This window comes from Corynebacterium macginleyi, from assembly GCF_003688935.1.
GTDB lineage: Bacteria > Actinomycetota > Actinomycetes > Mycobacteriales > Mycobacteriaceae > Corynebacterium > Corynebacterium macginleyi.
In genome coordinates, this window is record NZ_REGE01000006.1 from 48,042 (window position 1) to 74,938 (window position 26,897).

Here is a 26,897-nt window from a genome sequence, read left to right on the forward strand (position 1 = left end):
GGTGAGGGCTATCCCCACGGTTCGATGGGGTTGCCTTGCCAGGTGGCGTTGGCCGGGACGCGGTCACCGCGCATGACTAGCGAACCAGGGCCCACGGTGCTGGACTCACCAATAAGTGAGGCGGGTAGTGCCACTGAGTGGGAGGCGAGCGTGGCGCCGGCTGCAATGGTCACGGTATCCAGGCTCATCACGCGGTCCTGGAATAAGTGGGTCTGAACCACGGTGCCTGGGCCCACGGAGGCGCCGGCACCGACGTGGCAGAGATCGGTTTCTGGGAACCAGTAGGAATCGATCCAAGCGCCCTTGCCGATGTCCACCCCCAGCCCCCTCAAGCCCAAGTTGATCTCTCCGGTGCCGTAGGTGTGTTGGAAGAACCACGGGGCGGCGACGACCTCCACAAAGGTGTCTTGTAACTCGTTGAGCCAGACGAAGGTGCTCCATAGCGGGTGGTCGGCTGTACTGTGCGTACCCACGCAGATCCACTTCACTGCGATGGTCACCGCCATGGCGATAGCGCCCATTGTCATGAGCACGAGGCCGGAAAGGACCCAGGTGGTAAGGAAGCCGACATCGGCAAGCAGGTAATACAGCGTCCCCAGGGTGGCCGCGAGTAGCATGGCCGAGAACATCGGCGCGAGCAGGCGCATGGTTTCTACCACGCCGCGGGCGGCCTTGACCTTGAATCCGGGGTTATAGGTCAGGGCCTCGGCGGACTCGGCGGGGGCATCGATCTGCGCGGTAACGCGCCGCATGCGCTCTGGCGGGGATCCCCACCAGTTGGCGCCGGACGTGGTCTTCTTCGGCGTGGAGGACAGCACGGCGACCAACGAGTTCTTGGAAAGCTTGCGTCCAGGGGCGGTAATGCCGGAGTTGCCTACGAAAGAACGCTTGCCCACCTTAGCCTCGCCGGAGTGGATCCAACCGCCGCCGAGCTCGTAGCCGCCGATCATGGTGTCATCAGCAAGAAAGGCACCGTCTTTGATGTCCGTGAACGCAGGGATCATCACCGCGGTGGAAATCTCCACGTCCTTGCCAATGCGCGCGCCCAGAGCACGCAGCCACCGTGGGGTGAGTTGCGAGGCGTAGAGCGGGAAGAGCTGCGTGCGAGCCTCATCCATGAGACGCTCAATGGCCCACAGGCGCCAGCCGGCGGCAGATCGCACTGGGTTTACGCCGGGCGAGATGCCGATGGATAATACGCGCACTCCCAGCCAGGTCTGCAGCATGTAGGTGGCAAAGGCAACCAGGGCCGCAAAAGGAGCGAAGAGCACCGCGCCGATGAAGCGGTTGCCCGAGATGAAATGCACCAGCGCCAAATCCACGATGGCACCGATAAGCAGCGCGATGAGCGGCTGCGCGGCCAGGAAGAGGGAGGTCGCACCGTAAATAGCCACCCACCAGGGACGCCGCTTCGGCGGCTTGGAGGGGAAGCGGTGTTTGGAGCGGCCCACCTTCTTGGCAGGCGAGCCGGACCAGCGCTGACCATCCTTGATTTTCTTGCGGCCGGTGACGGTAGAACCCGCCTCCACGTGAGCATATTTTCCCACCACGGTGCCGGGGAGCAGGGTGGAGCGTGCACCCACCCGGGCGCCTTCCTTGATATCGATGGCACCGACGTGGAGCACGTCGCCGTCTAGCCAGTAGCCGGTGAGATCGACCTCTGGCTCCACCGCAGCTTGCTTGCCCAGGGTGAGCAGCCCCGTTACCGGCGGCAGCGAGTGAAGATCGACACCGCGCTTCATCTTCACACCCAAGGCGCGGGCATAGTTATTGACCCAAGTGGCGCCGGCGATAGAGCGCGAACCCGAGGCGTCGGCCCACCGCTCCGCGGCCCAAATCCGCAGGTGGGTTGAGCCACCGCGCGGGTAATCGCCGGGGGTAATGCCGGCGGTAATGAGGCGTGCGCCAAAGCCACCGATGGGAATGCGCCCCAGCGGCGTGGCAAAGATGAGGACCAGCGCGATGGACAACCACCACGGGAAAGATTGTGCCCAGCCCACACCCAAGGTAGAGGCCACGGTCGATCCCAGCATGAGCCAGGCCAGCCAACTGGTGGCCGCCAGGGTCATGGCCGGGATCTGTAGCAGCGTCTGGGCCACGCGGGTCTTAGCGCCCACCGGGGAGACCTCGCGCAGCGGTTCCTGTTGCTCCGCCTCAGGGCGCGGTTCGGCGCCGGCGATAAGTTCCGCCAAGGAACCTAGCCGCGGGTGATCATAGAGATCGCGCACGGCCACCGTGGGGTAGCGAGTGCGGATGTGGCCCACTAGCGTTGCCGCGGCCAGGGAGGTGCCGCCGAGGTCAAAGAAATCGGCGTTCTCATCTTCCACGGATACACCGAGGGTTTCGACCCAGAGCTCGGCAAGCCACTTTTCAGTCTTTGTCAGCGTGGACGATTCCACCCCGACGCCGGGCAGCGGCCACGGCAACGCCTTCTTATCCACCTTGCCGGAGGTACGCACCGGCAGCTCATCCATCACGCAGATGCGAGGGACCAGCGCCGCAGGCATGGTTTCCGCCAGCCGCGCGTGGGCGACACCATGGTTAAAACCGCGCGCCTCATCGTCCAAAGAAACGTAGCCCACCAGCACGGATTCGCCGCCGGGGGTCTTTTGCACGGCCACGGCAGAGTTATAAACATTATCCAGCGCGGCGACGTTCGCCTCGACCTCGCCCAGCTCAATGCGGCGCCCGCCAATCTTTACCTGGTCATCCACCCGGCCTACGAAGTACAAGCCGTCTTCTTCTAGGCGCACGTGGTCACCGGTGCGGTAGGCGCGCTGCCAGCCCATGGCTTTAAGCGGCGCGTATTTTTCCGCATCCTTCTGCGGATCCAGGTAACTGGCCAGGCCCACGCCACCGATGACCAATTCGCCGGTCTCGCCCAGGCCAACGGGTTGCCCCTGCTTATCGATGACCACCAGGTCCCACCCATTCAACGGCAACCCAATCGATACCGCGCGCCCCGGAATCATCCGTTGCGCGCAGGCGACGACCGTCGCCTCCGTGGGGCCGTAGGTATTCCACATCTCACGGTCCTCGGTGGCTAGGCGGTCCACCAATTCCTGGGAGCAGGCCTCGCCGCCGACGATGAGCAGACGGATATTATCCAACGCTTCCGCCGGCCACAGGCCCGCCAGAGTAGGAACCGTGGAGACGACGGTGATATCGCGGCGAATCAGCCACGGTCCGAGGTCCATGCCGGATCGCACCAAGGAACGCGGGGCCGGAACCAGGCACCCGCCGTGACCCCAGGCCAGCCACATTTCCTCGCAGGAGGCGTCGAAAGCAACGGAGAGTCCGGCCAGCACGCGGTCTTCGGGGCCGAGCGGGCCGTGGGGATGATCGATGAGAAAGAGACCAGCCTCCGCGTCCACGAAGGCGGCCGCCGAGCGGTGGCTCACGGCTACGCCCTTGGGCTTGCCCGTGGATCCAGAGGTAAAGATAATCCACGCGATGTCCTCAGGCTGTGGGGCTTCTATCTCCTCGGCTGTGGGGCGAGGGGTCTCGCGCAGGAAGCGGAAGCCGTCATCGCTAAAAAGACCATCGATATCGGCTTCATCAAAAACCATTTCCGCGCGTTCATCCGGATCGTCCGCGTCTACTGGTACATAGGCTGCACCGACGGCCAGGGTGGAGAGGATGGCGAGGTAAAGATCCCGCTTGCCGGAGGTCATCCGGATGCCGATGCGATCGCCACGGCGCACGCCGTTGGCGTGCAGCTCCGCTGACCACGCCTGGACCTCGTGGATGAGTTCGGCGTAGGTGATAACTTCGCCATCGTCAAGCGCGGCGGCTTCCGGGTGAATCTCAGCGGTGGTGGTAATGATGTCCCACAACGTGCGCGGGCGCGGGGCCAGATCGCGCAGGAGGTACTGGGGTGGAGTACTGGGACTGCTACACTCTTCGGGTTCGTCCATTCCTATACCTCGTCCTCGTCCGCAGCGATAATGGCTTTGGCCAGCTTACGCAGGTGTTTGAGCTGCTTATTGGTGGATACGTCGAGCGCCTCATCCTCGGCGGAGGCGACGAGTTCTGCCAGATCCTTATGGGTCTTGGTGCCCTTTTTGGTGCACGCCACGATTTGGCGGCGGCGGTCCTTGGGATCGCGCTCGCGCTTGGCCCAACCGCGGTCCTCGAGGGCATCAATAAGCCGCACCATATCGGAGGCGTCAATGGCCAAAGTTTCAGACAGAAAGGATTGTGAGGCGGCATCCGCCTCGACGAGACAGGTAAGCACCCAGAACTCGCGGATCGTCGTCTGCTTGGTCTGCAGGGCTAGCTCGACGCCATCCCGGGTGCGGCGGCGCAGGCGCTCTAATTGGAAGGACGGGGATTCGAGCAGGGAGGTAGGTATGCCAGAAGTATTAGTTGAAGACATACCATCATCATAATCTTAAAAGATGGGTAAAGGCCAATTAATTACGGATAACGGGCAGGCCATCCGCCTCCCACTGGCTGGTTCCGCCCTCGACATTAAACGCGTTCCACCCCAGAGCGTGCTCCAGGTATTGGCATACCTGCGCGCTACGTCCGCCCGAGTGGCAAATGACGTAAATATCGCGGTCCGGGTCGATTTCCTGGATGCGATCATTTATCTCACTCATGGGAATATGGGTGGCACCCTGCGCGTGCACGGTGGCCCACTCGTCGTTTTCGCGCACATCGATAAGCTGCGCGCCTGCTGGAACTTCCGTGGGTTGTACTTTTTCCATACCCCGTAGTCTACGTGCCGCACGCTAGCCGCCGTAGGTGGCCGCGGACAGGTAGTGCAAAATCGCCTTCACGCGGCGGTTATCCTCGCTGGGATCCAGGCGCAGCTTGGTAAAGATATTGGACACGTGCTTGGCCACCGCTGCATTGGATAGCACCAGCTCGGCGGCGATGTCCTTATTGGACTTCCCGCGCGACATCAGCTCTAGGACCTCGCGCTCGCGCGGGCTGAGTTCGCCCAACCCGCTGCGCCCAGAGCGCATCAGCGCCTGCGCCACCGTCGGATCGATGACCGTGTCGCCCTGGGCCACCACCTCGAGACTGGCCAGGAAATCGCGCACCTCAGAGACGCGATCCTTAAGCAGGTATCCAGTGCCCGCATCCGGCGAATCAAAGAGCGCTACCGCATACGCCGGCGCCACGTACTGCGATAGCACCATCACCGGCAGGCCCGGATAGGCGCGGCGCAGCGCCACCGCTGCCTTCAGCCCATCATCGCCCATCTCTGGCGGCATGCGCACATCCGTTATCACCACATCCGGCAACTGGGCACTCAGTTTGCCGATTACCCTCTCCAGTTCCACCGCCGTTCCCGCCCTGCCCACAACCTCGTGGCCGCGGCGCTCCAAGAGCCCGGCAAGGCCCTCGCGCAGGATCGCGGAGTCATCCGCAATCACAATCCTCAATCCACTCATGCTGATACTCCCGTCTGCCCGCGCTCCAAAAGGAGCGGGATCGTGCACCTTACCCGCGTCGGGCCGCCCTCCGGCGAGGACAGCGACATCTCCCCGCCAAAAGCTGCTAGCCGCTCAGCCATGCCAGAAAGCCCGCGCCCCGGCTCCACCCGCGCCCCGCCCAGGCCCTCATCCACCACCGAGATACGCAGCGCCGCATCCGAGGTGATGAGCACCGAGACCGGCGCGCCCGGAGCGTGCTTGGCGGCATTTGTCAGCGCCTCGGTGCCGAAGAAATAACCGCAGGCCAGCACGCTGGCGGAAAGTCGCGGCAACGGGTGTGGGGCGTAGACGCTGACGTGGGGGCCGTGGGCGGAGGCGGCATCGGCAAGCGCGGCCACCAAACCGTGATCCTGGAGGACCTGCGGGTGAATGCCGTGCACCGTAGCGCGCAGCGAACGCAGGCCGCGATCCACGTCCCGCTTCGCAGCCTCCAGCAGCTCGGACTCGGCGCCGGTGGAATCCAGCAGGGCTTCACCGAGCTTCATGCTGGCCGCCACCAAATATTGCTGCGCGCCATCGTGCAGATCGCGCTCGATGCGGGCGCGTTCTACCTCGTAGGCATCCGCAATCGCGCGGCGGGAGGCCGTCAGCTCCGCGATGACCCGCGCCTGCCGCTCCTCATTGCTGGTGGTCTGCTTCTTGCTGAAAAACACACTCCCAAGCCTAATCGCGCGCACCCCAGGCAGGGGTAAAGCTAGCACTACCTGGAAAGTATCCTTAGCGCTGTAGAAATAGAGCGCCCGGCACGGTGAAATGAACAGCATGACACAGACACTTTCCCTCCACGACATCACGAAGGATTTCGGCGGCGGCCCCGTGCTGGCCGGCATCACCCTGGACATCACCCCAGGCGAGCTCGTTGCCATCATGGGGCCCTCCGGCTCCGGCAAATCCACGCTGCTGCACTGCATGTCCGGCGTGCTCACGCCCACCGACGGCACCGTGCGCTTCGGCGACGCGGACATCTCTACGCTTTCCGATGCCGCCCGCTCCCGCACCCGCCTCCGCCACTTCGGCTTCGTCTTCCAAGATGGACAGCTGCTGCCGGAGCTGAGCAACCTGGACAATGTGGCGCTGCCCGCGATGCTCAACGGCATGGGCCGGCGCGCGGCCCGTTCGAAGGCCATATCGCTGCTCGACCAGCTCGGGCTCGGCGACCTCGCGGACCGCCGCCCCGCCCAAGTCTCCGGCGGCCAGGCCCAGCGCGTGACCATCGCCCGCGCCCTCGTGGCCAACCCCAGCGTCATCTTTGCCGATGAACCCACCGGTGCCCTCGACCAAGCCACCGGCCACGAGGTCATGCAGATGCTGACCACTACCGTGCGCCAATCCGGCGCCAGCCTCGTCATGGTCACCCACGACCCCAAGGTGGCGGAGTGGATGCAGCGCCGCGTGGAAATCCGCGACGGCATTATTCACGATGACCGCCGCCTGGGGGTGCAGCCATGAGCACCGCGACCCTAGTCTTCGGTCTCCAGCGCGAATCCATCCGCGCCCGCTCCGGCGCGGGCATCGTCAGCGTGCTCGCCATCGTGAGCCTGACGCTGGGCTCCGCCATCGCCTTCCTCGTCGCCGGCGGCACCTGGATGTTCTGGCAGCGCGCCCACCACCCAGAATCTGCCGTGCCCGCCCTGCGTGCGGCCGCCGGCGAAACCCCGGAGAATTACTTCATGCCCTGGTTCGTCCTCGCGCTCACGGCCTGCGCGTTTATCGTTCCCGCACTGTTTAACCTGACCGCGCAGGCCGCCGTCCTCGGCGCCTCCGGCCGGGAACAGCGCCTGTCCACCCTCCGCCTGCTGGGCCTAAGCTCCCACCAAGTTGAGCGCATGGCCGCCGTCGAGACCGGCATCCAAGCGCTCATCGGCATCGTGCTGGGCTGGCTCATCAGCGTGCTTATCGCCCCTGTCTTCACGCACGTAAAATTCCAGGACCGCCCCGTCGCCTTCGAAGAAATCATCCTGCCCTGGTGGGGATACCTCGCGGTGGCTGCGTGCCTCTTCCTCCTTGCCCTTGCCGCGGCGCTTGCCGGCATGCGGCGCGTGCGCGTTAGCCCCCTCGGCGTGGCTAAACGCCAGATGCCTGCCGCCTTTAGGTGGTGGCGCCTTATCGCCTTCCTCCTCATCGTTACCATCGGTGGTGTCCTGCTCAAAGGTCAATCCGGCACCCCCGAAATCTCCGTGGCCGTCGTACTCTTCGCGGTGGTCATGAGCATCAACCTCGTCGCGCCCTACCTTCTGCAAACTGGTGCCCGCCTTTTGGCTTTGCTCCCCGGCACCGCACACCTCGTGGCCTGTCAGCGAGTCAACTCCAATGCCCGCCGCGCCTGGCGGCAAAGTGCAGCCATCGGCTTCTTCGGCTTCCTCGCCGGCTTCCTCATGGGCGCGCCCATGGGTACCGACGCCCTGGCTACCGCTCTGAAGGAAGAACAAGAAACGGGCATCATGTTCCGGGATGTGTCCACCGGCGCCATCCTGACCTTGCTCTTCGGCTTCGCTTTGACCAGCATGTCCATCTTCTTAGGCCAAGTATCGTCCGCCTTCGAAGACAAGGAACTCATCCGCTCCCTCGACCTGATGGGCGTGCCGCGCCGCTTCCAACTCCGCACGAACGCCCTCGCCGTGATGGGTCCCATCGTCGCGCTCAGCGTCTTCGGCTTCCTCTTCGGCGGTGGCATCGCCGGGCTGATGTTCTTGAGCATCGTCTGGGACGAAGGCGTTGACCTCGCCGGGCGGCTCCTCATTTCCTTCAGCTTCCTCGCCGTGGGCTGGGCAGTGACCTTCCTTGCCATCGCGCTCGTCGAGCCCCTGCGCGGCCACGTTCTCCGGAATGGACGTCGCAAGGAATAGCTGGTCACCGGCGTCTGCGCTGGGTCTTGTCTTGGGCAGTGCTTTCCTGCACTTCGCCCGCCTTAGACCCGGCCTTGGTCCTAGCCCAGGCTCTGGCCCGGCTAGGCCTGTTTCGGGCTTTGCACTGGTCAGCTGTTGCGTCGGCTCTTGCTCTAGTGCCGTGCGACTGTTGTGCTGGCCTTGCTCTAGTGCTGTGCGCCTTCATTCCGCCACAAGCGGTGCCATTGCCACGGCGGCCGCGCAAAGGGCCGTTTATTCTTTGCCGTGGCTTTTATCTGCTGCACCACGAAATCAGGGTAGTAGTCGATCGTCGTCGCGGTGAAGTGGAGGGGTTTCCAGCCGCGATGCACGGCATCGTTAAGCTTGTGGCGATCCACTTCAAACTGGCGACGGTTTTCTCCCCGGTGGTAAGCGTAACCATCGACCTCGATAGCAATCTTGTGCTCTTTAATAATCAAATCCCAGTGGTAGGGACCTATTTTTATATTGTTCTGGACCGTGAAATGCGGTGCGAGGGCGCGCGTTAACTGGCGCTCTGGCACGCTATCGGTGCCGATAATTGCCCTGTCCAAGGCACGTTTTACCGACTGTGGAAACCGCTGGTAGTCTAGCTTATTCAGCTCTAGCCGGCTGACCCCGTCCTTGCCGGAGTAGAAGTCCTCGAGGAAGGCGACGGCGTCATCCTCCCGCATTGCTTCGACCGCCTGCAGTGGATTGCATACGGTTACCCCGTCCCAGGTCAACGCGCCTTTCGGCCGAGCACGGCGCGAAGTGAAGTATTTACTAGACGGCAGCGATGAACTGCGCAGAAACTCTAGCGGAAAGCGCAGTGGCTTATCCACGTGCTTGAGAGCGGCCGAGTAGCCGTCGAGCGCACAATCCGGCCATTGCTCGCTCATGATGCGCGCGAGTTGGTTCGGCGTCGGCTCCTCTGACAGGCAGAAGCCGTTCGCAATCCGGACGGCTCCCCGGCGTACAGCCTGCTGAGCGGCACTCTTCCCCCGAAAAATTTCCATTCGTATCCCTTGATCCCCCGAAACGAAGGTTGTGTGGCGGTGGGCTTCAGTGCTTGGGTGCTGTTGGGTGTTTGGGCGGCTTGTTCTTAAGGTGATGTGGTCCGATTCAACCTCGGATGGTGCTTGTTTGATGCGTTTTAACAAATAGTGGCCGCGAATACCATGGTTTCAGCCGCCTATTTACGAAAACGCATCAGATAGCCGCCCCGCAGTCCAGCCAACCGCTACAACGGGCAAGCCAGCCGTTACAACAGGCCGACTGGCCGCCCCGCAGGCTAGCCAGCCACCACAACAGGCCAGCTGGCCGCGAACCCGCGCGGCCAGGCAGCTCCGCAGGCCCCGTAAACCCCAAAAACCCGCCGCAATTCCCAGACAACGGCCGCGGCCTACTTCAGGCGCGCCTTGGCCTCTTCCAAAATCTTCTCGGCCTCGGCCTTGTTGCCCCAGCCGGAGCCGGAAACTTCCTTGTTGGGCTCGAGGTCTTTGTAGTGGACAAAGAAGTGCTCGACTTCGTCCTTGATGTGCTGTTCCACATCGTCGATGTCCTGGTAGCGATCCCAGCGTGGGTCATCGATGACGGCGAGCAGCTTATCGTCGCCACCAGCTTCATCGGTCATCTTGAACACACCGACGATGCGGGCCTCAACGATGACACCAGGGAAAACGGGCTCGGGGAGGATGACAAGGGCGTCGAGAGGGTCGCCGTCTTCGCCCAGCGTGTGGTCGATGAAACCGTAGTTGGCCGGGTAGGCCATTGGTGTGAACAGGTAGCGGTCCAGGTAGACCTTGCCGGACTCGTGGTCCACCTCGTACTTATTGCGAGAGCCCTTTGGGATTTCAATGGTTACTTCAATGCTCACAGTGATGTCCTCCATGTGGAATTGGGTATTAATTACTGTCAATAGTCTAGCGCGTCGCCCTTCCGCGCTAGGGTTAGTGGCGATGAAAGCAAAGAAGGTTTGGTGGTCAGTAACCGCGCTGGTGGTCACGGTGGTGGTCGGAGGTACGGCTGCGCTGGGGGTTGCCATCCAGCGTGAGTACAGCGATCTTTCGCATGGCGAGGCCGAAACGGTGCAAGCCCCGGAAAATCCCCTGCAGCCGGCCCAGGCGCAGGATGTGGACTTAGCTGCGCTTAGTGAAAAGCTCGATGAGCTGGGAAAGAACGAGGGTTTGGCTAACTTTGGCGGGCAGGTCATCGATAGTGAGACCGGCACGGTGGTCTGGGGGAAGGATGCGGATAAGGCACTGATCCCGGCATCGTCGACGAAGGTTTTGACCACGGCCGCGGCAACGTTGGCCCTGGATGAGTCACACCGGATTACCACCAAGGTATACCGTGGTAAGGACCCGAAAAACGTGGTGATCAAGGCGGCTGGCGATGTCTGGATGACTAACGAGCAGCTCGATGACCTGGCGGATCAAATTGAAAAGACCGGCACCCAGGTGGAGGGCGTGTATGTTGACACCTCCGCGTGGGCGGGCGAACCGCAGGCGCCGGGTTGGGATCCGGGGAATGTGAATGAGGGCTTTGTCGCGCCTATGGAACCGGCGATGCTGTACGGCGGGCGCATTGGCGCTACGAAGGGCGATGTTCCGCGCAGCCACACCCCAGCCCTGGATGTCGCGGGTGAGCTGGCCAAGCGGCTGGGCACGGGTACATTCGCCGCGGGTACGGTGACGGACGGCGCGGAGGAGCTGGCTAGCGTCGAGTCGGCTCCCCTGAGCGAGCGTGCGTTGGAGATGATGAGGCATTCCGATAACGTCATGGCGGAGGCAATTGCCCGCGAGCTTGCCGATGCCCGCGGCAAACAGCCCAGCTTCCTGACCAGCACCCAAGCCACACTCGATGTGCTGCGCGAGCACAGATTCGATGTGAGCGGCGTGGATATCAAAGACAATTCGGGTCTCTCGGTAGATAACCGGTTGAGCGCGAGCGTGCTGGCGGAGGTTGTAAACGGTGCGGTCAAGGATCCCCAGCTGCGACCCCTGGCGGCATATTTACCGGTAGCGGGTGGGGATGGCACGCTGCACGGGCGCTACGGGGAGTCTGCGGCGCGCGGTTTTGTTCGGGCGAAGACCGGCACGTTGACAGGCGTTTCTGCGTTGGCGGGCACCGCGCAAGGCCAATCCGGGCGCGTCTATGCCTTTGCTTTTGTGGTCAATGATGGTGAAATTTTATCGGCGCGCGCGGCCCAAGATGACCTAGCCGCGGCGCTGCACGAGTTCTAAATGAGCCCACAGCCTGTAGTAATGCCATTTTGGCCGCGGGTCTCGCCGCATTTTCTAGCGTGTCGGCGGGCAGTCCGTGCGGCGCAGATGGACCCCACCGTTGCGGTGGGGCTATCCGGTGGGGCCGATTCCTTGGCGCTGTGCGCGGCGATGATCGCGGAGGGCCATGACGTGATAGCACTATGCGTGGATCACAGCCTGCAGGATGGCTCGCGTGAACAGGCCGAAAAGGCTGCTAGGCAAGCGGAGAGCTTGGGCGCGCAGGCACGGGTACTAGCAGTACAAGTGCCGAAGGACAGGGGAAAGTCGATGGAAGCGGTGGCTCGGCACGAGCGCTACGTAGCGATGGCCATGGCTGTGGCCGCGTGGGAACAGCGCGAGAACGCAGCCTCGCGCCGGGCTGAGATGTGCGAGCAAGACACAGAGCTTGGGGAGGCTGCGCGCGAGAAATCCGCGCGTGGTAAACGCGGTAAAGGAGGTCCGTTGGAGATTGCCTTGGCACATACCGCCGATGACCAGGCGGAAACGCTTCTCCTGGGTGCTCTGCGCGGCCGAGTGGCGGGCATGCCGGAGCGGGCAGTGGTGGAAGGTGCCCGGGTAGTGCGCCCGTTTTTACAGGTGCGCCGTGCAAATACGGTGGGCGCGTGTGCAGAGCTGGGTTTGGAGGTATGGCACGACCCGCATAATGCGGATACGGATTTTCGCCGGGTAGCGCTGCGCCGCGAGATTATTCCGGAGCTGTCGCGGGTCATTGGCGGCGATGCGGTGCCGGCACTAGCGCAGGCGGCGATGGATACCGCGCGCGATGAAGAATACCTCGCCACGGCGGCCACCGCGGACTGTGCGGAATTGGCCGCGCTGCCGGAGCCGCGACGCCGACGCGCTATTGCGGCCTGGCTCATCGAGCAGGGAGTGAAGGTGACGAAGGAGGGGATTGGGGGCATCGGCAAGCTGTGTACCGACTGGCACGGACAAGGGCCGGTGGCTGTGAGTTCGGCGCGACAGGCGGGGCAGAGGTTGGAAGTAGCACGTATAGGTGGCAAACTGGCACTATTGTCTGGTCATTAAAGGAGCGCACACGTGCACGACAAGAAAGACTTCGCCGTCCCCGCCAACCGATACGGAGACGATGTAGAAGCAATCCTCATTACGGAAGAGGAAATTAAAGTCCGCGTCCAACAACTTGCGGATGTGGTGTCTGAAAAATATGCCGACGCCGAGCAAGACCTGCTTTTAGTCTGTGTACTCAAGGGCGCGGCCTTTTTCTTGACGGACTTCGCGCGCAAGCTGTCTATCCCCTCGGAGCTGGAGTTTATGGCCGTCTCCTCATATGGTGCTTCTACGTCTTCTTCTGGGGTGGTGCGCATCTTGAAGGACTTGGACCGCGATATCGCGGGGCGCGATGTGGTCATCGTGGAAGACATTATCGATTCGGGGCTGACGCTGTCCTGGCTCATTCGCAACCTGCGGGGACGCAACCCAAAGTCGCTGAATGTGGTGACTTTATTGCGCAAACCGGAGGTGGTTAAGGCGCAGATCGATCTGCTTGATGTCGGCTTTGATATCCCCAATGAATTCGTCATCGGCTATGGCCTTGACTACGCGGAACGCTACCGCGACCTGCCCTTTGTGGGCACCCTTCACCCTGATGTCTATACCACCAACTAAAATCGCGCAGTAATGAAAAACAATAAACTCCTTCGCTACGGCGGCATCGCGGCACTGATCCTCGTAGCGCTGTATGCCTTTACGTTCTTTAGCAACCAAACCCGCGGATACGTGGACGCGGATACCTCCGTGGCCTTAAAACAGCTGCAGGATAACAACGTTGACGAGGTAGAAATTGATGACCGCGAACAACGCCTGCGCATCAAACTCAAAGAAGAAATCACGGTAGAAGAGCGCGAGGGCGTCCAAGAGATCGTGTCTCAGTACCCCGCGCGTGCCTCGGAGCAGGTCTTTGACGCGGTCAAGGATTCGGGTGCGCAGAAGTACGAGACCAATGTCACCCAGGAGTCCTTCTTGGGGTCTATGCTCAGCTTCTTGCTGCCGATGGTCATCCTCTTCGCCTTGCTGTTCTGGCTCATGTCCCGCATGCAGCAGGGCGCCGGTGGCATGTTTGGCATCGGCGGCTCCAAGGCCAAGGAACTGACTAAAGATATGCCGACCAATACCTTCGCGGATGTTGCCGGCGCGGATGAGGCTGTGGATGAGCTGCAGGAAATCAAAGACTTCCTGGAAGATCCGACGCGCTACCACAACTTGGGTGCGAAGATTCCGCGCGGCGTGCTGCTCTATGGTCCTCCGGGTACCGGTAAGACCTTGTTGGCCCGTGCCGTTGCGGGCGAGGCAGGTGTGCCGTTTTATTCCATCTCTGGTTCGGACTTTGTTGAGATGTTCGTCGGTGTGGGTGCATCTCGCGTGCGTGACCTATTCAAGCAGGCTAAGGAGCACAGCCCGTGCATCATCTTCGTAGATGAGATCGACGCCGTTGGTCGCCAACGCGGATCCGGTACCGGCGGTGGGCACGATGAGCGTGAGCAGACCCTGAATCAGCTGCTGGTAGAGATGGACGGCTTCGGCGACCGCGAGGGCGTCATCCTCATCGCGGCCACCAACCGCCCCGATATTTTGGATCCGGCGCTGTTGCGCCCGGGCCGTTTTGACCGCCAGATTCCGGTTACCAACCCTGATTTAGCAGGTCGCGAGCAGATCCTGCGCGTGCACGCCAAGGACAAGCCCCTGGCAGAAGAAGTCGATGTGGCACAGCTGGCCAAGCGCACCGCAGGTATGTCCGGTGCGGACCTGGCTAATGTGCTGAACGAGGCCGCCTTGCTCACCGCGCGCATTGGCGGCAACGTCATTACCTATGACGCGCTGGAAGAAGCCACCGACCGCGTGGTGGGCGGTCCGCGGCGCCAGGGCAAGATCATCTCCGAGCACGAGAAGAAGGTCACCGCCTACCACGAGGGTGGCCACACCCTGTCCGCGTGGGCGCTGAAAGATATTGAGCGCGTGTACAAGGTCACCATTCTGGCCCGCGGCCGCACCGGGGGCCACGCCATGACCTCGCAAGAAGACGATAAGGGCATGTACACCCGCGACGAGCTGTTTTCCCGCTTGGTCTTTGCTATGGGTGGCCGCGCCGCCGAGGAACTGGTGTTTGGCGCTCCCACCACGGGTGCGTCCTCTGATATCGAGAACGCCACCAAGATAGCCCGCGCGATGCTGACGGAATACGGATTCTCGCCCGACCTGGGCACCGTCAAGTATGGCAAGGAGCAGGGCGATCCGTTCAGCCAGATGGGCGGGGGTGGCGGCTCTATCGATTACTCGGATGACGTTGCCGCCAAGATTGATGAGCAGATGCGCTACCTCCTCGAGCGCGCGCACGAGCAAGCCTACGACATCCTGCGCACTAATCGCGAGTTGCTGGATAAGCTGGCAGAGGCCCTCCTGGAGAAGGAAACCCTGCGTCGGCCGGACTTGGAGAGCATTTTCGAGGGCATCGTGCCACGCGATGCCTACGAGGTCTTCCCCGGAGAAGACGACCGATTCCCGCGCCAAATTGGTTATGCCCCGGTGAAGACCCCGGTTGAGTTGGCCAAAGAGCGCGGCGAGGAACTTCCGCAACGCATGACGCTTCTTGATGCCTCCCGTGCTGCCCGTGAGCGTCGCCTCGCCGGTGACGAGATCAAGGGCGAAGTTGGCTTTAACTTTGGCCAGCACGCCGGCGACTATGTCGCCCCTGAAACGGCGCGCGAGCTGGACGGTGACGGCAGCGATTCCGATAATCGCAGCGACCACAGCACCAGCAGCGATTCCCACGGAAATGGTCACGGTGCGGACCGTGCGGACCGCGCTAACCGCAGCGACGACGGGACCGGTGGATACCGCGGGGACCGCGACGGTGGGGAAGGGGGATTGGATTCGGCATCGGAAAGCGGGGGCAAACACCACAAACCAGAAGAGGAAACTAGTCAGTGGTTCACCCCAGACTGGGATGAATCCTCCCGCCGTAATAATCCCTACGTGCGCGACGCGAAAAAGCCGCGCGATGATGAAGATTAAGAAGTACGTGCATGTCTGAAAATCACACTGATTCCCAGCAAGTGCCCGCCCGCGCGCCCTATGACCAGGAGCGGGCGGAGGCGGCCGTTCGTGAGCTGCTTCTTGCCGTCGGCGAGGATCCTGACCGCGAAGGCCTGCGCGAAACCCCGGCGCGTGTGGCACGTGCTTACCGCGAGGTCTTCGGCGGCCTGCATGAGGACCCGACAGAGGTGCTGCACAAGACTTTCGCAGAAGATCATCAGGAACTGGTCTTGGTGCGTGATATTCCCATCTATTCCACCTGCGAGCATCATCTTGTGCCGTTTTATGGGGTAGCCCATATTGGCTATATCCCTGGCAAAGATGGTCACGTCACCGGGTTGAGCAAGTTGGCACGTTTGGCCGACATGTACGCCAAGCGCCCGCAGGTGCAAGAGCGCCTGACCCAGCAGATTGCTGATGCCCTCGTGAATGTCCTTGAGGCCCAATCCGTCATAGTGGTCATTGAATGCGAGCACTTGTGCATGGCCATGCGCGGTATTCGCAAGCCGGGCGCTACTACAACGACCTCTGCGGTACGCGGCGGCTTTAAAAATAACGCGGCCTCCCGCGCGGAAGTACTCAGTTTCATTCGTACGTAGCGTGTACGCAGTCGAGTTTGTTGAGCGAGAAGGAGAACGTAGTGCACCCGGCTTCCTCAGTTGCAGAATTGACCCTCGCGAAGCGCACGCTCGTCATGGGCATCGTGAATGTGACGAAGGATTCCTTTTCTGATGGTGGGCGGTGGCTCGATGTCGACGCGGCCACCAATCATGCCCGTGATCTGGTGGAACAGGGTGCGGATATGATCGATGTGGGCGGGGAATCCACCCGCCCGGGCGCGGTGCGTGTAGAGGCGCAGGAAGAGGTCGACCGCGTGGTCCCGGTTATCCAGGCGCTGCACGCGCAGGGAATTCGTACCTCGGTGGATACGATGCGCGCTTCGGTCGCCGCCGCGGCGGTCGCGGCCGGGGTGGACATGATTAACGATGTCTCCGGCGGTCTCGCAGATCCCGAAATGTATGCCGTTATGGCTGATGCTGGGGTGCCGGTCTGCCTCATGCACTGGCGCACGCTGCAGGAAGGCGCGTTCGGGTCTGCGGCGGGAACGGCCGATCACGGCGGCGATGTGGTCCGCGATGTACACGAGACCCTCGCGCGCCTGAGCGCTAATGCCCTGGATGCGGGCGTGAAAAGGGAAAATATCGTGCTAGATCCGGGACTCGGTTTTGCCAAAAGCCCGCAGGACAATTGGGCGCTATTGCGGGCGCTGCCTGAGTTTCTGGCCGGGGAATTCCCCATCCTGGTCGGTGCTTCGCGCAAGCGCTTCCTAGCCGCCATTCGAGCAGATCGCGGGGAGGAGGCCAGCCCGCTGCTTGCTGATTCCGCCACTGCCGCCGTAACTGCTATCTCCGCCCACATGGGTGCGTGGGGCGTGCGCGTGCACGAGGTGGGCGTATCCCGCGACGCCGTCGACGTAGCCGCCGCGTGGAACGCCGGCAAGTCCTATAGAGGCGGCGGCAACGCGACCGGCAGCTACCGCAATGCTGCCGATGGCACGGGCACGGTGACTTCCACCGCGGTGGATATGGAAAGGAATTAACTATGGCAGATCGCATTGAATTAACCGGCTTGGAATGTTTTGGCTACCATGGCGTCTTTGCTGAGGAAAAACGCACCGGGCAGCCTTTCATCGTCGATATCATCTGCTGGTCTGAGTTTGCTGAGGCCGCAGCTCACGATGATCTGACCAAGACTATCAATTACGCAGAGCTTGCCAATATTGCCGCTGATATCGTCGAGGGCCCTTCCCGCGACCTTATCGAGACCGTGGCCAGCGAGGTCGCCGATACCATCATGGCTTCCTTCGCGGACTTGCACGCGGTCGAAGTGACCGTGCATAAACCGAAAGCGCCGATTCCGCGCACATTTGGCGATGTCGCCGTCATCGCCCGCCGCTCCCGCAAGCACGCGCAGACCAGTGTCCCGCGGCCCGCCTCTCGGCCCGCTTCGCAGGCAGGCACCGGGCAGACCGCCGCGCAGGGAATCGATGCCCCGCCCGCCGGTACTAATCCCGGGACCCAGTAATGCGCGCGGTACTATCCATCGGTTCCAATATGGATGACCGCGTGGAGCTTTTGCGGATGGTATTCACGGAGTTTTGCGAGGACATCGTGGCGGCCTCGCCCATTTATGCCACCCCGCCGTGGGGTGTGACGGACCAAGATGAATTCCTGAATGCGGTCCTTATTGTGGACGTTGAGGACAGTCCGTGGGAGCTCTTGCGGCGTGGCCAGCGGTTGGAAGAAGCAGCGGAGCGCGTGCGCGTGCGCCATTGGGGGCCGCGCACCTTGGATGTGGATATCGTTGATATCGAGGGGTATAGCTCCTGCGATCCGGAACTTACCGTTCCGCATCCCTTTGCCCACGTGCGCGCATTCGTGCTTATCCCCTGGTTGGCCGCCGATGGCGCTGCTAAGTTAGAGGGAAAGGATGTCTCCGCGCTGGTTGCTGCGTTGGACCCGCAAGAAACCGCTGATATCCGCTGTCTCGGCCTGATGGAGGAGCTATGAAACGAACCTCGCTCGCGGCCCTCATCGGTATTGGGGGATTCATGGCCGCCGCGACAGCTATCCTCACCACGCGCTTTTATGGCTCCATGATGGCAATCCCGATCACGGTATCCGCTACGTTATGGCTCATGGTGGCGGTGTGCCTGGGGCTTACCTGGAAGGTGGATAAGGCGACCGATGAGGATCATGGCATCGGGTTAGATAATTCGCAGCTGAATCCCCTGACCATTGCCCAGTTCATGCTGGTGGGTAAGGCTTCGGCGTGGACGGGCGCGATCGTTGGTGGGCTTTATGCCGGGGTGGCCGTGTATGTGATTCCGAATGCGGGAACCCTCGTCGCGGCTTCTGATGATCTGGTGGGGGTGCTTGCGTCTGCGGTCGGCGGCGTTGCCATGTCCGCGACGGGACTGCGATTGGAGCGACACTGCGAGACCCCGCCACCCTCAGACGGGCTGCAAGCGGTACATTAGGGAGCATGACTCAGCCGCGCTCTTCTTCCAAGCACTCGTCGCCCTCACCGGATTTGGGACCAATTGGGATTATCGCCCTCGTCATTTTGGCCGTCGTCGCCAGTATTGTCATGCTCATTTCCGGCTCCGCAACGGCGCTTAAGATTGCGCTCATTGCCGCTCTATGGGCCGCGGTAGTGGGCTTTTTCCTGGTGATGCGCTACCGCCGCCAAGCCGCGGAATCCGTGATCAAACTGCAGTTGCAGGAGCGCGCCTACCGCGCGGAGCTTAAGCAGGCCCGCGCAGCCGAAAGCCAGCAACTGCCGGATCAGCAGATTCTTGATGAGATTCGCACCGAGTTGGCCTCTATCCGGAAACAGATTGAGGATTTGTCAGGCCAGGAGTTCACCTACGAGCCCGCCGCTTTGTACGCTGAGGCACGCCGCGTCATGGAGCTGGAGGCACAGACTGGTGCTGCTTCTTCCCAACGGGAAGAAGAAATCGACTTTAAGCAGGCGTCTACCGGTGCGCCATCTGCTGATGCCATTGCCGGTCGCCTGGGCAATCAGCCGGCCGGTGCGCACGCGGACTCGAACCCCCTCAATGATCTCATTAGTGAAAACACCCGCGCGCGGCGCAGTTCTGCCCGGACCACCGACGCCGTTAAGCCCGCTAAGCCCGCTACGGCCGCTAAACCTGCCCAAGCCGAGACGCTTGGCGATGATACTAAGCCTGCCACGTCCGCGCCTGCCGCTGGCCGGCAGCAGTCATCCAACGCGGACGAGAAGACGAAGGACTTTTCCTTCGATACTGGAAACTTTCAGGCCGTGCGCTGGGATTCGGGCGGAGACTCCGATATCAAGCGCCACGGTACTCGGCACGCGGATACTGGCGACGCGGCACCATCTGCCGCCCGGGGCAGTCATCGTAAGCCGGAGGCTGACGCAGCAGCCGGGTCGGCTCCCGACGCGGCGACCCAGACCATTGCACAGCAGGCTACTGGCGAGGATGCGCGCGAGGAATACAAAGGTTCGGGCCACCACGTGGCTGATAAGCGGAAGCACTCGGCATCGCGTCGCCAGTTGTCACACAACCGTGGCCGTCGCCGTAGCGATGAGCAGCGCGATGGTTCCGTGTCCGTATCGGATCTATTGGCGCAGATGAAGAAGGATAGATAAATGCGTCCACCGCGCATGCGCGTTGCTCTTTTCGGGCGCAGCCTTGCCGGGATTTCCCTGGCCAATGCCATGGAAAGCGCCGGCCATACCGTGGAGATGCTCCATGATCCGGCCGAACTAAGCTCCTTTCAGGCGCTGATTCTAGCCGTGGGAGAGGCACGATTAGATGCTGCCGTAGAGATTGTGGAAGACCACGTGCACAAGGGCCTGATCGCTATGCACACGTGCCTTTCGCGAGGCGTGCAAGGCCTCGACCCGCTCGAGAAGAACGGGTGTATCGTGGCGGCAGTGGCGCCAATGGCAGGCGGGCGCTGGGCAGTATCCACGCTGGATGAGCTGGGCGAAAGTATTGCCGATTTCATAGTGAGCGAATTCCGGGCGCACACAGTGCCGCTATCGGATGCCGAGCGTCCCGCCTTCGCCGCCCGTTCCTACTACTTAGAAATGCTTACACGACTGCATTTAGCAGCAGCCGTAGAGGCCAAATTCTTTGCCGAGTTCGATGAGATTCCACCTTCCGAATTCGACATCGATACGCAGGACATCATTGCAGCCTATCGTGGCGTTACGGATCCCGGAATGCGTCGCCATTACTTAGAAACCGCTCGGCGCTTAGGCGAAGTAGAAGATCGCACCGACTTGGAAATGTGGGCCTTGCAGGAGGAGTCGCGATGAGCTTGAAGATGGGACAAGCCACCGTTGTTAGCGAGGTTGACCGCATCCGGATGGTGGGCAGTGCCCTTCGCAAGACCGGCCGTCCGGTGGCTTTCGTACCGCTTACCACCGGCGTGCACGCTGGACATATTGCGCTGGTGCGCGCGGCTCGGCGTATCCGCGGTGCGGTTACTGTCGTGGCTCTTCAAGAACCTAGCGCCGCAGATGTGGATCTGCTGCGTGCCGAGGGCGTGGATATCATTTGGGATTATACGCCCGAGAAACTCTGGCCTAATGGCCGTCGAATTACTATCGCGGCTCGTAGCAGCGCGGGCGAGCGTGATGCCGCAGGCTCGCTGGTAGAAAAGGACGCCCCCGGCACCACGCCGAAGCCCGCAGGCTTAGAGCCGGACCTATCCGGTGAACTTACCCTTTACCTCACGCTGATGATGGCGCTGTCGCCTACCGATGTCCTCATCGGGGAGAAGGACTATGAGTTGCTCTTAGCTATTCACCACGCGGTGCAGGATGTGCACCTCGGGGTTCGCGTACAGGGCGTACCCGCCGTACGCATGCCCAATGGTGTGGTAATGAGCCTGCGCAATATGCGCGTTCCCGAAGACAAGCGTGAGGATGTGGCCGCCCTGTCTGCCGCGCTTACCGCTGGGGCACACGCCGCACAGGCGGGCGCGGACAGGGTTCGCGCGGTGGCCGCTGGGGTCCTAGAAGCGGCCGGCGTTGAACCGGAATACCTAGAAGTACGCGGCCGCGATTTGGGTGAGCCGCCCGCTGAGGGCGATGCCCGCCTGCTCGTCGCAGCTACCATTGGCGGAGTCAGATTAATTGACAACGTTGGCCTGCCGTTAGGGATTGGCTTTACTAATATTGAACAGCATGAGGCCAAGGCCGAGCTTGCGCGCGAAAAACAGCGCGAATATGACCAATCCCTAAAAGACTAATGACCGAGACCCACATCCGCCCCGCTCGCACTAGCCCGCGTTAGTTCGCCATCTTGGCCCAGATACTGCGCCAGCCGCGCCACGCCAGCGGGGCTTGCCACCTCTTCTGGGAGCCAAGGGACTTCGTGCACAGGGGTATTGGGAAGCTTGTCGTGCAAGAGCACCAGCGCCTCATCTTCGGCGGCCCGCCGGGAGGCTAAGAACTCGCCTTGGCCTGCGGGTGTGCGGCGATTGACCAGCATGGAGCCGACCCGTACGCCATGGGCGGTAAGTTCGGCGTGAAATTCAGCAGACTCTAGGACGGGCAGGCGCTCAGCGGTGAGCACAATGTGGAACACGGTGCGCTGTGAAGTCAGCGCAGCGCGCAGGTGCTCGAAGCGCTCGCGGCGTTGGAAAAGCGTCGCGCGGATTTCCTGATTGCGCCGCTCCACTGGATCATTAGCTACGCCGGAACCCCCGGACATCCCGCGCACCAAGGAGCCGAATTTATCGGACTTTTCGCGCCGGGCAAGCAGCCCTTCGGTATAGGCCGCCATGATTTCCGGCAGGGCCATTAGCCGAGAGGTGTGACCGGACGGCGCGGTATCGAAGACGAGGTAGTCATACTCGTTTGAGCGAGCGACCAAGGAGGCCATGCGCTCCAAGAGCGCCGCCTCCTGCGTACCGGGGGACTGGCGGGCCAAATCCAGGTGTTTTTGTACCTCGCCGTGCAAGTGCTCCGGCATGAACCGCCGCATTGAGGCCCCCACAGTATCGAGGTGTTCCTCGGTGGCCCGCGCAGGATCGAGCTCGATGGCGGAGAGGGAAGGGGTGAGGTGAGTGGGGGCATCGGAAAGCGTGGTAGCAAAGATATGCCCCAGGTTGTGCGCCGGATCCGTAGAGACCAGAAGTACGTTGTGGTCCTGAGAGAGCATGAAGGCCGTGGCGGTGGCGAGGGTGGTTTTGCCCACGCCACCTTTGCCGCCGAAGAACATGATGGGCGCGGTTTCTAGCAGCATTGAAAATTCTCCAGGGGTGATTTATCCATGCCCATGCGCGTATGCCAGGCGTGGAAATCTTCGTAAACCAGCGGCAATAGCTCCAGCGTATAATAGCTGGCGGGATTGGGGATACCGAGCGCTTCTGAGGCTACCAGCATCATAAATAGATCATCTTCTTGCTGCTGAGCTCTGGCAAAGGCGGCGCGGTACGGGGCTTGGTAGAACTCGTTGAGCCCCGCACCGAATGCTTTAAGCTTGTCGAGCATGCTGGGGCAGCGGGGCGTCGGTGTCTTCGTCGGACCACTCCACCGCCGGTCCCTTGCGCGCATTGGAGATCGCGCCGATCGACTCCACGATGACCCAGATAGAGGCGATGACGATGACGACGTCTATGCCAAAGAGCATCCAGTTTTGATCCGCGAATAGGGATTTCAGTTGGAGGAGCGCGGCCCATAGCGACATGGTGATGACGAAGAAGAGCGGGATGATAACCGGTAAAGTGGGTCGGCGCAGGTGGGTGAGAATGACCACGATAATGGTTAAGGTGAGGCTGGCCATGAGCTGGTTGGTGGTACCGAATAGCGGCCAGATGGTCATGCCGCCGGAACCATCCACGCCGGCCGAGAAGGTCAGGCCGAAGGCTAAGCCCACCGCAATGACGGTGGCGACTAATGCCGTGATGCGGATGCCGATGATCTCACCGATTTCTTGGACCACGATGCGCTGCAGGCGCATGCCGGAGTCCATGGTTGTGGCGGCAAAGAGCACGGCCATGGTCGCCAGGATGGTGGCAGACAGCGAGGTAGGAATACCCAGCCCCTCGTTCATGAGCGCGCCGCCGCCCTGCACGAAGGCATTGACGCCGCCGGCGTTCCACTGGGCGTAGATTTCCTCCCAATTCGCCAGGGTTTTAAAGCCGGCGGTGGTGGCGATGATGGTGCCCAGCGCCAGCAGGCCCTCGCCCACAGCGCCGAAGTACCCCACCAAGCGGACATCTGTTTCTTTGTCAATCTGCTTAGAGGAGGTACCTGAGGCTACGATGCCGTGGAACCCTGAGATGGCGCCGCAGGCGATGGTGACAAAAAGCAGCGGGAAAATATTCGGGGTGCCCTCGGGAACGTTCTCGCGCACAGCGGGGGCGGCGAGCTCCGGGTGGGTGATGAGGAAGGAGCCATACAAGATGATAAGACCCACGAAAAGCTGCAGGCCATTGATGTAATCGCGCGGCTGGAGCAGCACCCACACCGGCAGCAGCGAAGCGACGAAAGCGTAGATGAAGAGCAGGATGATCCACACGCCGTTGGCAGGAATGCCCATGACCGTCTCCGGCAACACGATGGGGAAGCGGTCACCCAGGACCATCAGCGAATACAGCGCGACCACGCCCACCACGGAAACCAGTGGCAGGTTCCAATTCAGGCGGTAGATGGCCTGGCCAATTAGCAGCGCGACGGCGATGGCACCCCAGGTGGGAATCACCGCCGAGGGCGTGGAAATAAGCAGGTTCGAAATCACCACGGCGAAGGCGGCATTGACCATGAGCAGCAGCAAAAAGATCACGATGAGGAAGAGGTTGCGCCCGCGCTTGCCGATGTACCGCCCGGACAACGTACCAATCGACTGCCCCTTGTGCCGTTGCGAGGCCCACAGCGCACCCAAGTCGTGCATGCCGGCGATGAAGACGGTGCCTAACGTGACCCACAGAAATGCCGGGAGCCAGCCCCAAATGACCGCGACGGCCGGACCAATAATGGGTGCGGCACCCGCCACGGAGGTGAAGTGGTGGCCCCATAGCACGAATTTATTGGTGGGAACATAGTCGACGCCGTCTGTGAGGCGGTGCGCCGGGGTGGTGTAATTCTTTGAAAGTCGGAAGATGCTCTTGCCCAGGAATTTGGAATAGAGCAGGTAGCCGGCGGCCATCATCGCGATGCCGACAATGGCGAGGACAAGAGAGTTCATAAGGTGTGTCTCCTCATAAGCGGGAAGGTAATGCGTCTCACACGTGCGGACAGTATGCCATAACTCACGTATGTATTTCATTGTGGGGGAGACTATTGGGCAGATTTATATTTGGCAGGCGGGTTGGAGTACATCTCTGGTTCAGCCGCAGTGGATAGACGAAAAGCGCGGCCCCTGCTCCAAGAGGAACGAGGGCCGCGCGGTGGGTGCTTAAACCGAGTGGCGTTTAATTCTTATCGACGCCGATATTTCCGTCCTTCTTCCACACCACAACCACGGCTGGGCGTGGGGTGGACGTGCCGCCCTCTGGCCAGTGAGAGGTTTGCTGTTCAAAGGTGGCGTCATCGGTTTCGCCCGGGTGCTGGACGTTGACCATCACGCGCTCATCGGTGACGATGGGGCCGCAGGTCTCGGCGCCCACCGGTACGGTGAGGAAGCACTTGAGCTCACCGCGGGTATCGCCCTCGGTGGTTACGGCGTAAAGGCCGTCGTTGGACTCGAGCGCGTTGCCGTCGGTGGAAATCCACATATTGCCGTGGTTATCAAAGGCCAGGTTATCCGGGCAAGAAATTGGGGATACCTTCTCCTTGTTAAAACCACCGAAGTAGGTATTGGCCTCCTTCGGATCACCACAGACTAGGAAGAGGTTCCAGGTGAACTTCTCACCAGCGTGGTCATCTTCAATCTCCATGACCATACCGTTCTTATTCTCCTTGATGGGAGCCCACTCCATCGGCTCTTCCTTGTTCTTCTTGGCGTTTTCGCCGGTAGCGCCGCGGTAGGAGTTATTGGTCAAAGCCACGTAGACCTTCTCAGAGTATGGGTGGACCTCTATATCCTCAGGGCGGTCCATCTTGGTAGCGCCCACCTTATCGGCGGCCTCGCGGGTGTAGACGGCAACCTCTTCGGCGGACATGCCATCGACGTGGGACTCGAATTTGTTGTTCTCCGTATCGGAGGTCAGCAGCTTGATCCACTTACCCTCGCCGTCAAAGGCGCCGTCCTCTGGCAGGACGCCGGAACCGTCGATCTCATCTTCTGGGGAGTTGCCTTCCATCTTGGCCACGTACAAGGTGCCGTGGTCCAAGATACTGAGGTTGTGCTCGATGTTGCCTTCTTCGTACTTCTTGGTGGAGATGAACTTGTAGATGTACTCGAAACGGGAGTCATCGCCGGAGTAGCACACGACGGTGCCATCGGAAGCGATGTGAATATTGCCGGCCTCGTGCTTGAAGCGTCCCAGCGCGGTGTGCTTGACCGGGGTGGACTTCGGATCCAGTGGGTTAATTTCTACGATCCAGCCGAAGCGGTTGGGCTCATTCGGCTCCATGGAGACGTCGAAACGCTTATCAAAGCGCTCCCACTTGCGCTCGGATTCACCATCTTTCATGCCGAAGCGCTCAAGGGATTTCTGTGCTTTCTTGTCGTCCAGGTTGGCGTGAGCGAAGTACTGTTCAAAGTTCTCCTCGCCGGAGAGCATGGTATTCCACGGAGTGATGCCGCCGGAGCAGTTATTCAGGGTGCCCTTGACCTGCATGCCGGTCTTATCGGCGGAGGTCTTCACAAACTCGGAGCCGGCTGCTGGGCCAACCAGAGTGAACTCAGTCGTGGCGGTGATGCGGCGATTAAGCGGACCAAACTCGCGCTTGAGTTCGCCGGTATCACCCACCTTGGACACCTCCACGATGGAGTGGCCGTGGCCAGCCCAACCAATCTTGACCTGCTCTTCGGTGGGGTTATCCGCATCGTAGTTAGGGAACATCTGCGGCTCGGTGGTGTACTCGTGGGAGCAGACGTAGATAAGGCGATTGTCATCATCTGGGTGTTCGATAAGCCCGGCGAAGTCGTTGTTGAAGCCGAACTGCTTCTCGGCGGCCTCGGCCGTCTGATTCTTATCATCAAACTCTGGTGCATCCGCGAACAGCGGGTCTCCCCAGGCGATGAGAACGGACTGCTTATAGCCATCTGGGATGACCACTTCGTCCTTTTCATTCGGCTCCACCGGGTCAAACTTCATACCCTCTGCGGAGGTGAGTTCTACATTGGCCTCGGAAGTCTTGCCACCCTTGCCCTCGGAGGAAGAGGCTTCATTGGAGTTATCATCCGGGTTGGAGCAAGCCGCCAGCGCGGCGGCGCCGCCGACGGTTACTACGGACAAGCCGCCCGCGCGCAGAGCGGTACGGCGGGAGAACTGGTCACCGAAGTATGGGTTATCAGACTTGTTCTCACATTCACCGAAGCAGGCATTGCCGCACTTGTAGGTGCAGGTTAAGCTGGAACGAGAGGATGCGAAGAGACTAGAGAGAAGGTTGCGGCCTTTAAGCGCCATTATTATTGCTCCAAAGAAGATCGAAAATATTGATAAGACATGGGGACAGCTTTCTATCTAAGAGGATTTCAGCAACAGTGCGTTGGCCTTGAGGTGACAGCGAAGTGAACTATGCGTAAATTTTTCCCAGGGTAGGGGGCGCAATGGTCTAAATCGCGTGCTGCAGTGGGGATCGACTACCCTAGG

At 61.3% G+C, this 26,897-nt stretch carries 25 protein-coding genes; 14 read left to right on the top strand and 11 right to left on the bottom strand.

The genetic code is table 11. The features are described 5' to 3' along the window. Window positions 1-8: 8 nt before the first annotated feature. From D9V82_RS05845 to D9V82_RS05865, 5 genes are read right to left on the bottom strand one after another with little or no spacing between them, the layout of a single operon-like run. On the bottom strand, window positions 9-3,917 hold the full coding sequence (locus tag D9V82_RS05845; RefSeq protein ID WP_121911492.1) for a Pls/PosA family non-ribosomal peptide synthetase: 3,909 nt from the start codon (window positions 3,915-3,917) through the stop codon (window positions 9-11). A gap of 2 nt (window positions 3,918-3,919) precedes the next feature. Further along, window positions 3,920-4,378, bottom strand: coding sequence for a MarR family winged helix-turn-helix transcriptional regulator (locus D9V82_RS05850; protein ID WP_121911493.1), 459 nt, complete (start codon window positions 4,376-4,378; stop codon window positions 3,920-3,922). Window positions 4,379-4,415: 37 nt separating this feature from the next. Further along, a complete protein-coding gene (locus D9V82_RS05855) occupies window positions 4,416-4,712 on the bottom strand; it encodes a rhodanese-like domain-containing protein (protein ID WP_121911494.1) in 297 nt (98 codons plus the stop codon). Between the two features lie 24 nt (window positions 4,713-4,736). After that, window positions 4,737-5,405 (bottom strand): response regulator transcription factor, encoded by a 669-nt coding sequence (locus D9V82_RS05860; protein WP_121911495.1) that lies wholly within the window; start codon window positions 5,403-5,405, stop codon window positions 4,737-4,739. Next, on the bottom strand, window positions 5,402-6,211 hold the full coding sequence (locus D9V82_RS05865) for a sensor histidine kinase (RefSeq protein WP_204084059.1): 810 nt from the start codon (window positions 6,209-6,211) through the stop codon (window positions 5,402-5,404). Before D9V82_RS05865 ends, D9V82_RS05860 begins: the two co-directional genes overlap by 4 nt. Between D9V82_RS05865 and D9V82_RS05870 the strand changes: the two genes are divergently transcribed. Both D9V82_RS05870 and D9V82_RS05875 read left to right on the top strand, forming a co-directional pair. Beyond that, complete coding sequence (locus D9V82_RS05870) at window positions 6,210-6,896, top strand: ABC transporter ATP-binding protein (protein WP_121911496.1); 687 nt, start codon at window positions 6,210-6,212, stop codon at window positions 6,894-6,896. The two genes, D9V82_RS05865 and D9V82_RS05870, sit on opposite strands and share 2 nt — an antisense overlap. Beyond that, the gene (locus tag D9V82_RS05875) at window positions 6,893-8,293 is read left to right on the top strand and encodes an FtsX-like permease family protein (protein WP_121911497.1); all 1,401 of its coding nucleotides are present in this window, start codon (window positions 6,893-6,895) and stop codon (window positions 8,291-8,293) included. The genes D9V82_RS05870 and D9V82_RS05875 overlap by 4 nt, the downstream gene beginning before the upstream one ends. Window positions 8,294-8,478: 185 nt before the next feature. Here D9V82_RS05875 and D9V82_RS05880 read toward each other — a convergent pair whose 3' ends face one another. Together D9V82_RS05880 and D9V82_RS05885 are read right to left on the bottom strand one after the other, a co-directional pair. Beyond that, entirely contained in the window at window positions 8,479-9,309 is an 831-nt protein-coding gene (locus D9V82_RS05880; RefSeq protein WP_121911498.1) for an endonuclease domain-containing protein, read from the bottom strand. Between the two features lie 386 nt (window positions 9,310-9,695). Next, window positions 9,696-10,169, bottom strand: a complete 474-nt coding sequence (locus tag D9V82_RS05885; RefSeq protein ID WP_121911499.1) for an inorganic diphosphatase — start codon at window positions 10,167-10,169, stop codon at window positions 9,696-9,698. Window positions 10,170-10,251: 82 nt separating this feature from the next. Between D9V82_RS05885 and dacB the strand changes: the two genes are divergently transcribed. From dacB to D9V82_RS05945, 12 genes are all read left to right on the top strand, one after another. Then, window positions 10,252-11,538, top strand: a complete 1,287-nt coding sequence (dacB, locus tag D9V82_RS05890) for a D-alanyl-D-alanine carboxypeptidase/D-alanyl-D-alanine endopeptidase (protein WP_121911500.1) — start codon at window positions 10,252-10,254, stop codon at window positions 11,536-11,538. Window positions 11,539-11,559: 21 nt separating this feature from the next. Beyond that, complete coding sequence (locus D9V82_RS05895; protein WP_234456798.1) at window positions 11,560-12,606, top strand: tRNA lysidine(34) synthetase; 1,047 nt, start codon at window positions 11,560-11,562, stop codon at window positions 12,604-12,606. 12 nt (window positions 12,607-12,618) lie between these two features. Then, a complete protein-coding gene (gene hpt / locus D9V82_RS05900) occupies window positions 12,619-13,206 on the top strand; it encodes a hypoxanthine phosphoribosyltransferase (RefSeq protein WP_121911502.1) in 588 nt (195 codons plus the stop codon). Between the two features lie 12 nt (window positions 13,207-13,218). Next, window positions 13,219-15,609 (top strand): ATP-dependent zinc metalloprotease FtsH, encoded by a 2,391-nt coding sequence (gene ftsH / locus D9V82_RS05905; protein ID WP_121911503.1) that lies wholly within the window; start codon window positions 13,219-13,221, stop codon window positions 15,607-15,609. An 11-nt stretch (window positions 15,610-15,620) separates the two neighbouring features. Next, the gene (gene folE, locus D9V82_RS05910) at window positions 15,621-16,229 is read left to right on the top strand and encodes a GTP cyclohydrolase I FolE (protein WP_121911504.1); all 609 of its coding nucleotides are present in this window, start codon (window positions 15,621-15,623) and stop codon (window positions 16,227-16,229) included. Between the two features lie 95 nt (window positions 16,230-16,324). After that, window positions 16,325-17,230 (top strand): dihydropteroate synthase, encoded by a 906-nt coding sequence (gene folP, locus D9V82_RS05915; protein ID WP_121911556.1) that lies wholly within the window; start codon window positions 16,325-16,327, stop codon window positions 17,228-17,230. A 2-nt stretch (window positions 17,231-17,232) separates the two neighbouring features. Next, window positions 17,233-17,715: a dihydroneopterin aldolase gene (gene folB / locus D9V82_RS05920; RefSeq protein WP_121911505.1), complete on the top strand. Its 483-nt coding sequence runs from the start codon at window positions 17,233-17,235 to the stop codon at window positions 17,713-17,715. After that, window positions 17,715-18,200, top strand: a complete 486-nt coding sequence (gene folK / locus D9V82_RS05925; RefSeq protein ID WP_121911506.1) for a 2-amino-4-hydroxy-6-hydroxymethyldihydropteridine diphosphokinase — start codon at window positions 17,715-17,717, stop codon at window positions 18,198-18,200. Before folB ends, folK begins: the two co-directional genes overlap by 1 nt. Continuing rightward, window positions 18,197-18,670 (top strand): DUF3180 domain-containing protein, encoded by a 474-nt coding sequence (locus D9V82_RS05930; protein WP_121911507.1) that lies wholly within the window; start codon window positions 18,197-18,199, stop codon window positions 18,668-18,670. Before folK ends, D9V82_RS05930 begins: the two co-directional genes overlap by 4 nt. A gap of 5 nt (window positions 18,671-18,675) precedes the next feature. Then, entirely contained in the window at window positions 18,676-19,827 is a 1,152-nt protein-coding gene (locus tag D9V82_RS05935) for a DUF6779 domain-containing protein (RefSeq protein WP_121911508.1), read from the top strand. After that, window positions 19,828-20,502: a 6PGD fold domain-containing protein gene (locus tag D9V82_RS05940; protein ID WP_234456797.1), complete on the top strand. Its 675-nt coding sequence runs from the start codon at window positions 19,828-19,830 to the stop codon at window positions 20,500-20,502. Next, window positions 20,499-21,440 carry a pantoate--beta-alanine ligase gene (locus tag D9V82_RS05945; protein ID WP_121911509.1) on the top strand — a complete coding sequence of 314 codons (942 nt, stop codon included), beginning with the start codon at window positions 20,499-20,501 and terminating at the stop codon, window positions 21,438-21,440. Before D9V82_RS05940 ends, D9V82_RS05945 begins: the two co-directional genes overlap by 4 nt. Here D9V82_RS05945 and D9V82_RS05950 read toward each other — a convergent pair. The 4 genes from D9V82_RS05950 to D9V82_RS05965 form a co-directional block, all read right to left on the bottom strand. Then, window positions 21,437-22,438 carry an ArsA family ATPase gene (locus D9V82_RS05950; RefSeq protein WP_121911510.1) on the bottom strand — a complete coding sequence of 334 codons (1,002 nt, stop codon included), beginning with the start codon at window positions 22,436-22,438 and terminating at the stop codon, window positions 21,437-21,439. The genes D9V82_RS05945 and D9V82_RS05950 overlap by 4 nt on opposite strands. Continuing rightward, window positions 22,429-22,686, bottom strand: a complete 258-nt coding sequence (locus tag D9V82_RS05955) for a cory-CC-star protein (RefSeq protein WP_121911511.1) — start codon at window positions 22,684-22,686, stop codon at window positions 22,429-22,431. The genes D9V82_RS05950 and D9V82_RS05955 overlap by 10 nt, the downstream gene beginning before the upstream one ends. After that, a complete protein-coding gene (locus D9V82_RS05960) occupies window positions 22,670-24,382 on the bottom strand; it encodes a carbon starvation CstA family protein (protein ID WP_121911512.1) in 1,713 nt (570 codons plus the stop codon). Before D9V82_RS05960 ends, D9V82_RS05955 begins: the two co-directional genes overlap by 17 nt. 226 nt (window positions 24,383-24,608) lie before the next feature. Next, window positions 24,609-26,711 carry a PhoX family protein gene (locus tag D9V82_RS05965; RefSeq protein ID WP_121911513.1) on the bottom strand — a complete coding sequence of 701 codons (2,103 nt, stop codon included), beginning with the start codon at window positions 26,709-26,711 and terminating at the stop codon, window positions 24,609-24,611. Window positions 26,712-26,897: the final 186 nt, after the last annotated feature.